This is a genomic window from Luteibacter sp. 621 (genome assembly GCF_050435445.1).
Lineage (GTDB): Bacteria > Pseudomonadota > Gammaproteobacteria > Xanthomonadales > Rhodanobacteraceae > Luteibacter.
Genome location: NZ_JBNDKI010000016.1, coordinates 22,892 through 36,944 on the forward strand (window position 1 = coordinate 22,892; position 14,053 = coordinate 36,944).

Annotated in this window: 6 protein-coding genes; 1 reads left to right on the forward strand and 5 read right to left on the reverse strand. The window is 64.9% G+C overall.

The window, feature by feature from the left end:
* Positions 1–69: 69 nt before the first annotated feature.
* The gene (locus tag ABIE56_RS16100) at positions 70–5,496 is read left to right on the forward strand and encodes an autotransporter outer membrane beta-barrel domain-containing protein (protein ID WP_429244804.1); all 5,427 of its coding nucleotides are present in this window, start codon (positions 70–72) and stop codon (positions 5,494–5,496) included.
* A gap of 86 nt (positions 5,497–5,582) precedes the next feature.
* Here ABIE56_RS16100 and ABIE56_RS16105 read toward each other — a convergent pair whose 3' ends face one another.
* The 5 genes from ABIE56_RS16105 to ABIE56_RS16125 all read right to left on the reverse strand — a co-directional run bounded on the left by ABIE56_RS16105 (position 5,583) and on the right by ABIE56_RS16125 (position 14,044).
* Positions 5,583–7,526 carry a CocE/NonD family hydrolase gene (locus ABIE56_RS16105; RefSeq protein WP_429244805.1) on the reverse strand — a complete coding sequence of 648 codons (1,944 nt, stop codon included), beginning with the start codon at positions 7,524–7,526 and terminating at the stop codon, positions 5,583–5,585.
* 10 nt (positions 7,527–7,536) lie between these two features.
* The gene (locus ABIE56_RS16110; protein WP_429244806.1) at positions 7,537–10,548 is read right to left on the reverse strand and encodes a TonB-dependent receptor; all 3,012 of its coding nucleotides are present in this window, start codon (positions 10,546–10,548) and stop codon (positions 7,537–7,539) included.
* 97 nt (positions 10,549–10,645) lie between these two features.
* Positions 10,646–11,401, reverse strand: coding sequence for a DeoR/GlpR family DNA-binding transcription regulator (locus ABIE56_RS16115; RefSeq protein WP_429244807.1), 756 nt, complete (start codon positions 11,399–11,401; stop codon positions 10,646–10,648).
* A complete protein-coding gene (locus tag ABIE56_RS16120) occupies positions 11,391–13,046 on the reverse strand; it encodes an ABC transporter permease subunit (protein WP_429244808.1) in 1,656 nt (551 codons plus the stop codon). Before ABIE56_RS16120 ends, ABIE56_RS16115 begins: the two co-directional genes overlap by 11 nt.
* The gene (locus tag ABIE56_RS16125) at positions 13,043–14,044 is read right to left on the reverse strand and encodes an ABC transporter ATP-binding protein (protein ID WP_429244809.1); all 1,002 of its coding nucleotides are present in this window, start codon (positions 14,042–14,044) and stop codon (positions 13,043–13,045) included. The genes ABIE56_RS16120 and ABIE56_RS16125 overlap by 4 nt, the downstream gene beginning before the upstream one ends.
* Between the last annotated feature and the right edge of the window lie 9 nt (positions 14,045–14,053).

The following is a 14,053-nucleotide window of genomic DNA, read 5'->3' on the forward strand; positions in this document are numbered from 1 at the left end:
GTACCCGGGCGAACCATGCCCGCCCGTGCGCCATGCCGCTCCGGACGGCGGCGCTAACGGGATAAGAAGATGAAAACCTGTGATGCGCTACTCCGCCGCCCCACCCTGGGCGGCGCCAACCGTGTTGTGCTTGCGCTCGCCATTGCCACCGCGCTGCTCGGGCCCTTCGCCGCCATACGGGCGCAGACCGTCACCGTGCCGCCCTATGACCCGGTGAATAACGACCTTGAAGTGGGACGCACCGACGTGCCCGCCGGTGGCAACGTCACCATCAACGGGCCGCAACAGTTCCAGCCAGGTCAGACCGGTACGCAAGACACCACGCTGCAGCAGCTGAGCGACCTGGGCCGGATCATCGCCGGGCAGCAGTGGATCGGCGCCGCCCGGCTCAATCCCGGCAGCCAGAACTTCGGCATCACGGTGAAGGATCCAATTACCGGTACCAATCGCGTCGTCTCGGTCTACAACACCAGCAACCTGTTCGCACTGGCCCCGGTCGCGTACGCCACGGTGGTGCCCGACATCGTCAACGTCGGCGACAACCAATACATCGATGCGCGGGTAGGCCAGGTCGGCGCCGGTGGCGGCACGCTCACGGTGGCTATCGGCTCCGGCGCCAATAGCCAGGCCGCTACCAACGCCTGGAGCATGGCAGCCAAGCAAACCGATCTGTTCTACGCCGATGGCACCGGCACGGCAGCCAGCAACATCCTATGGGCGGGCCAGAACCGCATTACGTTCAACGGCGAAGTCGCCGACCCGACCCAGCCGCGTACGTACGGCGTCTCATTCGTGGCCCATTACGGCGGCACGTTCAACGTCACCACCGCCGACGGCACCGCGTCCCACACGGTGACCAACGACGCCCAGTTGCGCGACTACAACAATTTCCTGATCGCGCAGATCCAGGCTGGCAAGCTGGATCCCGCGCAGTACATCACGTTGTTCTCGCTCGGCTATACCTCGACCACCGAACAGATTACCTACGGCATCACCGCCGATAGCCCCCCGGATGATGTGGCACAGCCCATTGGCGATCGCATCGTCATGCGCCTGGTGGGGCCGAACGCGCATGGCACGATCAACGCCGGCGCCGTTCTGGAGGTGATGAATGCCAACGGCGGTGCCGTGCGTGCCGACAGTGGCGCCACGTTCGTCAACCAGGGCTCGCTTGGCGCGCAGCACAGTAGCGGGGACGGTTCGGCGCTGGTGCTTACCGGGGCCAGCTCGGGAACGAACGCGGGCGTCATCAACGGTAACTTCTACCCGAACGCGGATGGCGGTATATCGAGCGGCGCGTTCGGTGCGAACATCGTCGATGTGCAATCCGGAAGCACGTTCAACAATGCCGCGGGTGGCATCATCAACCTCGCGACGGGTACGACCAACGGTGCCGGCAAGTCCACGGGCATCCGGGTGGGTGCCAACGCGAATGCCACGAACGACGGTTTCGTCAACGTGGGTGTCACCGGTTCACGTTCCAACGGGTCGATGGATGGGGTATACCTCAACGATGCCACTGCCTCCTTCACCAATAGTGCGAGCGGCCTGATCTACATCGGTCGCGGGCCGCAGTACGCATCCGGCGATACACCGGCAGACGTGGCGATCAACCAGGGTACGATCACCACGGGTATCAACGTGCCCACGGCCGCCACCGTGAACAACCAGGGCACCATCACGATCGGTGCCGGGACGCAGAACGCGGCGGGCATACTTGTTACGGCACCCGCGGCGAACGTCACCAATGCCGGCACCCTGAATATCGCAGGGCGCGCCGCGGCCGTGCCTCGCGAGAATATCGGCATCTCGGTGGTCAATGCCGGGGCGACCGGGCCAGGCATCCGCAACACGGGAACCATCAACGTCACCGGGGTGAATGGCACGGCGCTCAAGGCCGTGTCGACCGCTGGCACGCCGTCGTTGATTCATTCCACCGGCACGATCAACGTGGCCGGCGGCGCGGATCCCGCCAGCGGCACGCGAAACTACGGTGTATGGGTCGAAGGGCAGGGCAGTGCCACCGCCACGGGCGATATCCAGGGCCCGGTCAACCTGCAGGGCGATGGCGCCATCGGCATCCACGCGCGCGGCCGTGCAACGGTCAACGTCGCGGCAGGCGCCGCACCGACGTTCCAGTCCGGCAGCAGGCAGATTGGCTTCTTTGCATTCGGCAACAACGCGAAGATCAACGTGGGCGCGGGTGCAGCGCTCGACGTGTCTACGCCGCAGTCCACGCTGTTTCGACTGGACAGCGGTGCGGATTTCGATGGTACGGGCCTGACGGTATCGGTATCGGGATCCCAGGCGACCGGTGTGCTCGGCTCGGGCGCCGGTTCCGTGCTCAATACGCGTAACGCCGTCATCAACGTCAGCGGTGCTGGCGCGCAAGGTGTCGTTGCCGAGGGTGGTTCGACGGCGACGATCGACGCGGCGACGACGATGTCGTTGACCGGCGCCGGAGCGGTCGCCGGTATCGCCGATGGGCAGAAACACGACCTGACCGGGGCGGCATCGGGCGCGCTATCAACCGTGACTTCCGTCAACAACCTCGCGACACTGAACTCGTCAACGGCGGGCGTCATCGGCCTGATCGCACGCAACAAGGCGACGCTCACGAACGCGGGCGCGCTTAACTTCACTGGCGCGAACACGACCGGCCTTATCGTCGAGACCGGCGCGGTAGCGACGAACCGTGGCATGGTGAACCTGGGTGGTCCCGAGGCCACGGGTGCCATCCTTCGCTCCGCAGGCTCACTCGCCAACACGGGCAGCATCGCGGTCGGGAATGGTACGGGTGTGCGCATTGAGGGCGCGGGCACGGTGTTGAATCCCGCCGGGTCCATCACGGTCGACGATGGCCATGCCGGCGTCTGGCTTGCCTCGGGAGCCAGCCTCACCTTGGGCGCCGGCGACTCCGCCATCACGACCGGGGGCAGTGCCCATGGTGTACTCGTCGACGTGGGCGCGACATCGCTGGTGGCCAACGGCACCACCATCACCGTGTTGGGTAGCGGCAACGCGATCGAGAATGCCGCGGAAACGAACGCGATCACGTTGAATGGTGCCACGCTGCATTCAGGCAATGGCGCGGGCCTGCGTACCGCGGCGTCGATCGATCCGGCATCGACGGCAACCTTCGAAGTCGATGGCCGTGGCGTTGGCTACGCCTTCCGGCGTGCCGATGGTTCGGTCACCGATGGCGACCTTGCCATCGGCAGTGGCTTCACGATCCATGGCAACGGCACCGGAAGCACGGGGATTCAGGCCCTGACCAGCGGCACCGTAAATACGGCCGCGGAGGTGAGCATCCTCAACCCCGCCGGAGGGTCCGCGCTGGTCGCGGGGACGGCATCGTCGGTCGTAAACAGTGGCACCTTGTCGTCGGCAAGCACCGTGGCGCCCGTCGTCGACCTTTCCAACGGCGCCGGCACATCGCTCACGAACACCGGCAGCATCCTGGCCACGTTGCCCGGTGCGGTTGCCGTGCAAGGCAGTGCTGGCGCCGACACCATCACGCTCTCATCCGGCGGCGTGCGCGGCGAGCTGGCAACGGGTGAGGGTGGCGATACCCTCCTCTGGACGGGTGGCACGCTGGAGGGTGGCGTGACGATGGGGAGCGCGGGCAATACCGCTACGGTGAGTGCGGTGGACACGTCGACCACGTACCACCTGCTGGCCGGCTCCGGCGGTGGCAACACGCTCACGTTCGACGGCACGCAGGCGCGTGGCGGTACATTCGATAGCGATACGCTGGCCAAAGGGATCAACCTGCAGGGATGGAACACCTTCAACCTGTTTCAGGGAGCAGGCTTCACGTTGACCGATAAACTCGTGCTTGCCGGGAGCGACGTGAACATCGACGGTTCGTCTACCTTGTTCGCAGGCGATGGCGTGCATTCGGTCATCTCCGCTGCGACACCGGGCGGAGCGAGCGTAACCAACGCAGGCACCATCGATCTCACCAACGGGGCGGGTTCACCAGGCAATACGCTTACCATCGACGGAAACTACACCGGCGACATGGGGCGGCTGCGGCTTGTCACGATGCTGAATACGGGTGGCGCACTGGCGGCGCAAACCACTGACCGCTTGTTGGTACAAGGCGATGCCAGTGGCGAGACCGTGCTCGACATCACGCCCTCGTCGCTCAGCACCGGTGCCATCACCGATACCAATCACAACGGCTACGTGGGCGCGGACGAGGGCATTTCGGTCGTGCAGGTGGCGGGCGGGTCCGGCGGCGGTGCGTTCCGCCTCAATGGGGGATATCTCGCGTTCGGGCCCTACCAATACGGCCTCTACGCGTTCCAGCCGGGATCGAGCGAGGCACCGCAACGCGTCGTCGGCGGCGCGACGTCGGGCGACGCTTACTGGGACTACCGCCTCGCCAACGTTATTGTCTGCGATGGGCCATGCCCGGCACCCACCACGGAGTCTCCCGCGCCCACGCCGGCACCCGGGCAGGCGTACATTGCGCCACCCCCGCCTTCCGGCCCGTTAGCTGAGGCCGATGCGCGACCTGCCGTCGTGCCGCAGGTACCCACGTCCATCGTGTCCCCGTCCGCACTCTCGTTCTACGGCTATCGCGCGATCGATAACCTGCACCGCCGTCTCGGCGAGGTGCGCAACATGGATGGCCCTGGCGAGGGCCTGGGTGGCGAGACCTTCGTCCGTTACTTCGGTGGCGACTACCACTACGCCACCAACCGGGCGTTCCGGGACTACGGGTACGACTACGACATCGACATGCGCGCGGTACAGGTGGGCACCAACATCTTCGCGCTGGATGCGGATCACTCCGCGCTGCGCGCGGGCGTGGCCTATACCCATGGCACGACGCAACTGGACCCGAAAGCGGCCGATGGCTACAGCCATGCGAAGCTGTACACCAACTCCATCGCCATGTTCGTGACCTGGCAGCACGTCAACGGGTTCTACATCGATGTTATCGCCTCGGGCGACCGCCATGCAGGCGATGTGGACACGGCGCGCATGAAGGGCACTGCACGTGTCCGCGGTTCGGGATGGAACGGTTCGGTGGAAGCCGGTTACCCATTTCGGTTCGATGGCGGCTGGGAACTCGAGCCGCAGTTTCAGCTGATCCGCCAGCACATCGGCCTGCGCGACCAGGTGGATACCGACCAGGTAACGACGCGCTATGAGCCGTTCGAGCAGACCGTGGGCCGCGCGGGCCTGCGTTTCGATCGCACATGGACGACGGCCGCAGGCAGCCGGTTTATCCCCTATGCCCGCGCCAACTACATCAAGGGTTGGGGTGGCATCTCGAAGGTGGATGTCGGTGCAGAGGGCTTCGACGTCTCCCAGCAGTTCGCTGGCGGCAAGTTTGGCCAGATGGTGGAGTTAGGCCTGGGTGGCACGTGGGCCTGGCGCAACAAGCTATCGGTTTACGGTGAAGGCGATTGGCAGGACAACATCGGCGATGCCGGTGCACGCGGCTGGTCGGCGAATATCGGATTGCGCTGGGATTTCTAGCGGATCTGCTTCTGTAGGAGCGCGCTCGCGCGCGACGGGTACTCGCGGCAGGCCCGAATCGGGCGCAAGCGCGCTCCTGCATTCCCTTATTTAACCACCGGCAGTTCAATGTACGTGCCGTTCTCGCCATCGCGAACGATCTTCTGCGTGGCTTTCACGTAATCCGCGGGCTTCGCGTTGAAGATGTTCGGCACGAAGGTCTGCGGGTTACGGTCGTACAGCGGGAACCAGCTCGACTGGATCTGCACCATCACGCGATGGCCCGGCTGGAACACGTGGTTCACCGTGGGCAGCGGGAAGCTGAAGGGGAGGGCCTTGTTCGCTTCCAGCGCCTTGGGCTTGTCGTAACCCTCGCGGTAGCGGCCGCGGAAGATCTCCATCGCGACCGGAAGCTGGTAGCCGCCCATGGAAGGCTTTTCCTCGACCTCGTCCGGATACACATCGATCAGCTTCACGACCCAGTCGCTATCCGTGCCGCTGGTGGAAGCGAGCAGATGCACGAGCGGCTCACCAGAGACACCCATCGGCTGCTCCAGGACGGGCGATACATAGGTCAGCACATCGGTGCGCGTCGCGAACTGGCGCTGGTCATCCACCAGCCATTCCGGCCAAGAATCCTCGCGATCGGCCACGCCATGCGACCACGACTGGATGGGGCGCACGCGGTAGGGCACCGGCTTGGCCGGATCGGAAACGTATTCGTCATCGCCCGCGGCGGGCGCCGTGGTCGCGAACCCGCCGTTCGGCTCTGCATACCAGCGCTGCATGGCCGGTGCACAACCATCGCGGCACGAGGACGGCCACGAATCCAGCTGGCGCCACGTGTTCTCGCCGGTCACAAACGCGTTGACCGGGGCGATGCTTGCTTTGGGTGCGCCATCCTTCAGGTACTGCGCAAGGAACGGCCGCAGCATGGTCTGGCGGAAGGTCTTGCCGGTGTCGCTACCCAGCTCGATCGCGCCAATCGTGCTTGCGTTCTCCCAGGTCTTCGCGTGCCGCCACGGGCCGAGCACCAGCCACAGCTTTTCGTGGTTCGGATCGCGTGGCGCGAGGGCACGGTACACCGCCATGTCGCCGTAGTTGTCTTCCTGGTCCCAAAGGCTGTGCACGAGCATCGTCGGCACGGTCATCGGTTCCTTCGCCGCGATCTTGTCCAGCGCCTGCTCCGACCAGAAACTGTCGTAAGCAGGGTGGGCGAGTACCTTTTGCCAGAAGCCGAGCGCTTCCATGCCGTAAGCACGACCCATGTCGCCCGCCGAGCCGCCCTGCAGGTACAGGTCGTAGTCGTCGCGGTAGCCGGTGGTCCAGCCGATATTGCTCTTGCGCGAATTCACCATGCCGTAGATGTACGGGATCATCTGCTGGCGGAACGCGCCACGGTGGAACCAGTCGTCACCCATCCAGCCATCGATCATGGGATTGATCGGCACGGCGACTTTCAGGGCTGGGTGGGGATGGATCGTGGCGATCATGGCCTCGAAACCATCGTACGAGATGCCGATGATCCCGACCTTCCCGTTGGATTCCGGCACGTGCTTCACGAGCCAGTCGATGCTGTCGTAGATGTCGGTCGATTCGTCGATCGATGTGGGATTGCCGTGGCCGATGGGCGGCCGGTTCATCACGAAGTCGCCTTCGGAGCCGTTCTTGCCGCGGATATCCTGGATGACACGGATATAGCCATCCTGGACGATGATATCGGCCGGGTTGTCGTAGCCGCGCAACGCCGAATCCAGGTTGGGGCTATCCGAGCGATGGCCCATGCCATCGGCGCCGTACGGCGTGCGGGTGAGAAGGATGCCGGCGTGGGTGGCGCCCTTGGGCACCAGGATCACCGTATGCAGCTTCACGCCATCGCGCATCGGGATATCGACCGTGCGCCGTTCGTAATTGAAGCCCGGGTTGGTTGGCGTGAAGTGTGCCGGGATTTCCGTGGGCAGGTCTTTGTAGGTCTTTTCGCCACCGACCGCCGGGGTCGCGAGGACCCCGGCGGCAAGTGCGACGATACCCAGTCGCAGGAGTGGATGCATGGACGCTCCGTCAGAAGTCGTACGTGATGCCGAAGCGGGCGTAGCGCGGCTGGGTGTAGCTGATGACCTGCTGGTAGCCATCGTTCACCGAGTTCGTGCTGCCCGAGACCGGGTTGGTGCGCTGCGAGCGCTGCTGGTTCAGGATATTGAACACCGACACGGTAAAGGCAAGCTTCTTGTCGGCCCACAGCGGGCGGTACTCGGTGCTCACGTCCACCAGCTCTTCCCACGGCTCGCGGCCCTTGGCGCCGTACGCCGACGGAACGCCGAAACAGAAATGGTAGTAGCTGCCATAACCCGACGGATCGCTTTCATTCGCGCCATAACGGCCCAGGCACGACTTCGGCAGGCCCGACTGGATCAGGATGTTGGCCGAGACCAGCCATTCCGGGGCGATCTGGTACGAACCGTACAGCTTTAGCTGGTGCTTGCGATCGTTGCCCAGGTCGCCGTTGGCGTAGTTCATCAGCGTGGCGTAATCCCAGTCACGCGATGCCGCGACCGAGCCCTGGCCCACGTCGGAACGCACCTGGCCTTCGGTATTGCCGTAGCTGTGCGACCACAGGTAATCGACCTTGCCCGACCACTTGCCATCGAACGGATGCGACAGGTACAGGTCCAGCCCGTAGTAGTTGCGCTTCAGGTGCGGGAAACCGAAATCGGCGTTGGTCACGGTCACGTTGGTGTAGCCACCGTTCGCGTTGGCCAGCTGATACACGTTCGCCCGGCCCGGGTTGCTCAGGTAGCAGCTGCCCACCGTCACCGCATCGATATCGGCGCCCTGGGCGATGGCGGCGCGGGTGATCGCACCGTTATCGCACACGTCATCCAGCGCGTTGCGCAGCTTGCGCGCCGTGGCCTTCGCACCGGCCACCCATTCGGCGTTGATCTGCTTGTCCGCGCCCAGGATGAACTCGTCCTGGTACTCGGACTTGATGTTCTTGGCGCTGACAGTCTTGGGATCGGGCGGCTGGCCGTACTCGCCGTTAGGCGACACAGCGCCACCGGTGGCCGACTGGATGAAATTGACGCCCGTGGGCATGCCGTTCGCATCGATGCCGGTATAGGTGAAGTACTGGTTGGTGGCCAGCGAGCCGGCCGAGGTGCGCAGCGCCACCGAGGCGGGCATGGCAAGGAAGTAACGCCCCGCGTTGCCGTACACCTTCAGCGAGGAATCGCCGTTCACGTCCCAGCTGAAGCCCAGGCGCGGAGCCCACTGCGGCTTGGTCAGCTTCAGGTACGGCTGGCCCGACGGGTTGTAGTTGGTGAACTGGTCATTGCGGATGCCGAGCGAGAGCAGCCAGCGGTCGTTGAGCTGCCAGTCGTCCATGATGTACTGCGCGCGCTGCTTCACGCGCACCGAGGCGAGCGTGTTGTAGTGGCGGTAGTAGCCGTAGTAACCGGTCTGGCCGCCCGGGTAGTCGCCGGGCTTGCCGACGAACGGGCTGTCGCTGATGTTGAGGTTGGGGTCGCCCTTGGCGTACCACAGCTCGTAGCCGTCACCGCCGATGGTGGTGCCGTCGTCGATATCCTTCGAATCCTGGTTATCAATACCGGCGGTGATCGAGTGGCTGCCGATCTTGTAATTCAGATCGACGCGCAGGTTGCGATTGGTCGATTCGTGGTCCGGGTTATCGATCGTATCCAGGGTCTGGCCGTTGCTGATCGGCGTGCCACCGTTCAGTGCCGGGTTCTGCTGGCTCACGTTGCCGATGAACGGCCCGGTGACGCCGGTATCCGGCGGCTCGTTGTAATAGGTGAGCTTGGATTTGCCGTACAGCGCGGTAAGGGTCAGGTCATCGGTGATGTAGCTGGTGTACTTGGCGACGTAGACCATGGCCTTGGTCTTGTACGTCGTATCTTCGCTGGCGTAATCGCCAATCGTGTTGGTGTCGTAATCGTAGTTGTACTTGTTGCCGTTGGAGCGGTGGGTCTGGTTGACGCCGGTCAGCTCGAGGATGTTGTTGTCGTTGATGTTCCAGTCGAGCTTGCCGTACCACTTGGGGTCTTTGTACGTGTACTTGGTGTCGTAGGCGTGGTTCACGTCGCCCAGGCTGTTGCCCTGGGTGCGCTCCATTTCCACCGCGGCAAAGGCGTAGAGCTTGTCCTTGATCAGCGGGCCGCCGGCGTAGGCGCTGATCGTGGAGGACCACTCGTGGTTACGGTCGTTGCGCTGGTTGATCGTGCCCGGGGGCGCCGGGTTGTCGTGGCCGTAGGTGATGTTGCGCGCGCTGGCACGGGCAAAATCCGGTTCCCACAACACCTGGGCACCAAAGTGCCATTCATTGGTGCCGCGCTTGCCCACCTGGCTGATCACGCCGCCATCGGAGCGGCCGTACATGGCGGAGTAGCCGCCGCTCAGGATTTCCTGCTGGTCGATAGCACCGTAGGGCAGGGTCACGCCGCCGAAACCGCTGAGCGGGTCGGTCGTGTTCATGCCGTTGATGTAGTACGCGTTCTCGGAGACCGCCGAACCGGCGAAGCTCACCAGGGTGCCGCCGAAGGCGTTCTTGAAGCCGCTGTAACCCGGCGAGGCGCCGGGTGCGAGCAGCGCGACGGCCTCGGCCGAACGCTGCAGCGGCAGGCGGGCCAGGTCGGCCGAGGTGATCACGGTGCTCGATGCGACGGTGGCGACGTCAATCTTGGGCAGCGAGGTTGCCGACACGGTAACGGCGCTCAGGTCCTGCGCACTGGATGTGGACGCAGCATCGAACGACACCTCGGTGGCGGCACCGACACGCAGGGTGATGTTGTCGCGCGTATCGACGGGCTGGCCGTTGGCGCGCAGGGTGACCTTGTAGGTGGCGAGCGGCAGGGATTCAGCGCTGTAACGGCCGCGCGAATCGACAGCCACCTCGCGGGTAAGGCCATTGCTGCCTTCGATCAGCACGGTTTCACCGGCGCTGGCAGGCGCCGAGCCAGTGATGCGGCCCGTGGTGGCCTGGCCATTGGCCAGGCCGCTGAACGTCGCGGCGACCGCGGCGCACAGCAGGGTACGGCGGAGGGCGGGGAGGGAACTCATGGGATGCTCCGGAAAGGCTTTGGTCTGTGACAGTGAGGTTCAATCGATTTAAACGACAGGCGTAAAGCGGCCTTCCTGGCGCGTTGTTGTAGGTGGATCAGGCGAGCGCGACCTCGCCGACCGCCTTGCGGACGGCAGCGAAAGCGCGGGATTTTTCCGACTTGCGGTCGGTAACGAGGACATCGATACGTTCAGGGGCGCACCAGCTGGCGCGGCTGCGAACGCCGATCTTGGAGTGATCGGCGGCGAGGATGACCTGGCGTGCATTGGTGCACATCGCGCGGGCCACCTCGACTTCATCGTGCTCAAAACTGCTGGCACCGGCCTTCGCATCCACGCCCACTGGCGAAAGGATGGCGACGTGCGCCTGGTACCGGTAGATCTCGGCGACGGTGCCGGCGCCGATCGTGCAGCCGATCTGGGCGTTGAAGCGGCCACCCAGCAGGTGCACGGTATTGCCTTCGCGCGCGGCGAAACGCGTGGCGACATCCACCGCGTTGGTGATGATGGTGAGGCCGCTACGCGTGGCCAGCGCTTCAGCCACGACATTCATGGTGCTGCCTGCATCCATGAAGATCGTCTGGCCGCTTTCCACCAGGCTGGCCACGACCTTCGCGATCGCACGTTTCTCGCGAACGCGGGTCGCATGGCGCACATCGATGGGTGGCTCATCCGACGTGAGCACGGCGCCGCCATGGACACGGCGGATTTCACCGCGTTCGGCCAGTTCCAGCAGGTCGCGGCGGATGGTTTCGCGTGACACGCCGAGTTCGGTGACGATGCGTTCCACGGAGACCTGGCCGCTAGTGCGCAGCAGGTCACGGATGCGGGTGTGTCGTTCTTCATGCCACATGGCGTCGTTCCTTGAGTGTGTGCAAAAGCAGGCGCATGGCGCCGAGCGCGAGGGCGCCGGCCACCACCACGCACATGGCGTAGGCGGCGGCCTGGGCCAGGAAGCCGTTTTCGTCCAGGCGCATCACGGTGACCGAGGCCAGGCCCACATCGGCGGTGACCAGGAAGATCACGCCGGAAAGGGTCACCATGGAGCGCATGAACAGGTAGAAAAACGTTGAGATGGCGGCAGGTGCGGTGAACGGGAGCACGGCATCGCGAAGGACTTCGCGGGTGCCGCCGCCGAACGCAGCGACGGCGTCCTCGAGCGCATCCGGCACCTGGCGCATGCCCGTCTGCATCGTGAGGAAGGCCTGCGCGTGGTAGTGGTAAAGGCTGCAGGCCGCGATGATGATCAGGCTGCCGTAGAGCCACCCGGACCATGGGCCGTGGTTAAAGGCCATGACATAACCCAGGCCGATCACCATGCCGGGCACCGCGGCAGGCAGCGATGCGATGAACTGCACGGGCCGGGCGAGCGCAGGCGGTGCCTTGCGCAGGCCGGCGCACAGCGCGAACACCAGCGCCGTGCCGGCCACGGCAGCGATGAACGACATGCTGAGGGAGGTCCACACGGGGCCAAACCCTTCGGTCATGCCTGTGTAGTTCGCCAACGTGAACGCCTGCTGGTACGGCCACAGTTTGACGAACGAGACGTATGCGACTGTGCCCACGACGGCGATCATCGGCAGGAGCGCGGCGAGCGAAACCACGGCCAGCACGGTGTCGCGGCCCGCATGGCGCGCAGGCATGAGCGTGCGGCCGGGGCTCGCATCGCCACTATCCTGGCGACGCTTTGCCAGCCGGCTAAGCCAGACCGAGAACAGGGCAGGAAGCAGCAGCACCATGCCCAGCGTGGCACCCATGGCGAAATCCAGCTGGCCGACCACCTCGCTGTAAATCTCCATGGCCAGCACGCGGTAGTTGCCGCCCACGATGACTGCGCTGCCGAAGTCGGTCAGCGTTTCGGTGAACACCAGGAAGGCCGCAGCGAGCAAGGCGAAGCGCAACCGGGGCAGCGTAACGTCGATGAACTGGCGCCACGGTGTCGCGCCCATCGATGCGGCGGCATCGTAGTGACGCGCGGGCGTCCGGCCGAGCGCTGCGGAGATGATGAGCACCGCCTGCGGAAGCCCGTACAGCGTATTGGCGATGACCAGGCCGGGGAAACCGTAGATGTCGGTAGGCAAGCCGGTGAGTCGGTGGATCAGGCCGTTCCTGCCTAGCAGCAGTACCAGGCCCAGGCCGAGCACAAGCGAAGGCGCGAGCATGGGCAGCAGAAGCGTCGCACGGATGAATGCTTTGCCAGGCAAACGCGAGCGATGCAGTGCCATGGCAATGCCAAGGCCGAACAATACCGTCGCCACGGTGGTGGCCACGCCGGTTTCAACGCTGTGCAATGCGGCGCGCGGCAGGCCTGGGTCGTCCCATAGCTTTGCGTAGTTAGCCAGCGTGAAAGCGCCGGAGGCATCGGTGAGGCTGCGCCATGCCACGGTCAGCAACGGATGCAGGAAGAACAGGAGCAAGCCGGCGCAAGGCACGGCCAGCAATAGCCACGCCACGCTGCGCGTGCGCGCTACGGCGTGCGGCGTGGTAACGGAACTCATGTACACACCCACGCGCCACGGATGGCATCGATGGAGACCGCTTCGCCCGGGGACAACGTGCTGCGCCCATGCAACTCGGCGACCACGCGCTGGCCGCGCCATGCGATACCCGCGCGGGCAAGATTGCCGAGGAAGGTCACATCCGCGACCACGGCATCGCCGCGGGGATTTGCCTCGACCACCAGATCTTCCGGGCGCAGGCACAGTTCCCATGTACCGTCCGCGCCCGGTGGCCGGCGTTCAAGGAAGCCCGGCATGGCTTCGCGTACGAACGCCGTGGGCAGCAGGTTCGCATGCCCAATGAAGTCGGCAACGAAACGCGAAGCGGGGCGCTCGTACAGATCCCGCGGCGAGCCGATCTGCTCGATACGGCCGGCTTTCATGCAGACGATGGTGTCGGCCAGCGCCAGTGCTTCATCCTGGTCGTGGGTGACCATAATGGTAGGAATGCCCAGCGAGCGCTGCAGCGAACGGATCTCGCCACGCAGTTGCGCGCGGATGGCCGGATCAAGGGCCGACAGCGGCTCATCGAGCAAAAGCAACGCCGGTTCGGCTGCAAGCGCGCGGGCAAGCGCAACGCGTTGCTGCTGGCCGCCGGATAGTTCATCGGGAAAGCGCCCGCCGAAGCCGCCCAGGCCCACTTTGGCAAGGAGCTCGGTGCTGCGTGTCGCGATGGTGGATGCAGGCACACCGCGCAGGCGCATGGGGTAGCCCACGTTCGCCGCGGCCGTAAGGTCGGGAAACAGGGAATACGACTGGAACACGATGCCCATGCCACGCTCGCGGGCAGGCACGCGGGAAATGTCCTTGCCACCCAGGTGCACACGCCCGGCATCGGCTTCGGTAAGCCCGGCCACGATGCGCAGCAGGGTGGTCTTGCCGCAGCCACTGGGGCCCAGCAAGCACACGAAATCACTGGCGCCCGCGTTGAACGACACGCGGTCGAGCACCGTCTGGCCGCCCCAGGCCTTGCTGATGTCTTCGATGCGCAGATGCATGAAGCGTTA

What these genes read in the sequence shown, in the direction of transcription:
- ABIE56_RS16110 (WP_429244806.1), bottom strand. Translation starts at nt 10,548, where the DNA reads ATGAGTTCCCTCCCCGCCCTCCGCCGTACCCTGCTGTGCGCCGCGGTC.
- ABIE56_RS16115 (WP_429244807.1), bottom strand. Translation starts at nt 11,401, where the DNA reads ATGTGGCATGAAGAACGACACACCCGCATCCGTGACCTGCTGCGCACT.
- ABIE56_RS16125 (WP_429244809.1), bottom strand. Translation starts at nt 14,044, where the DNA reads ATGCATCTGCGCATCGAAGACATCAGCAAGGCCTGGGGCGGCCAGACG.
- ABIE56_RS16100 (WP_429244804.1), top strand. Translation starts at nt 70, where the DNA reads ATGAAAACCTGTGATGCGCTACTCCGCCGCCCCACCCTGGGCGGCGCC.
- ABIE56_RS16120 (WP_429244808.1), bottom strand. Translation starts at nt 13,046, where the DNA reads ATGAGTTCCGTTACCACGCCGCACGCCGTAGCGCGCACGCGCAGCGTG.
- ABIE56_RS16105 (WP_429244805.1), bottom strand. Translation starts at nt 7,526, where the DNA reads ATGCATCCACTCCTGCGACTGGGTATCGTCGCACTTGCCGCCGGGGTC.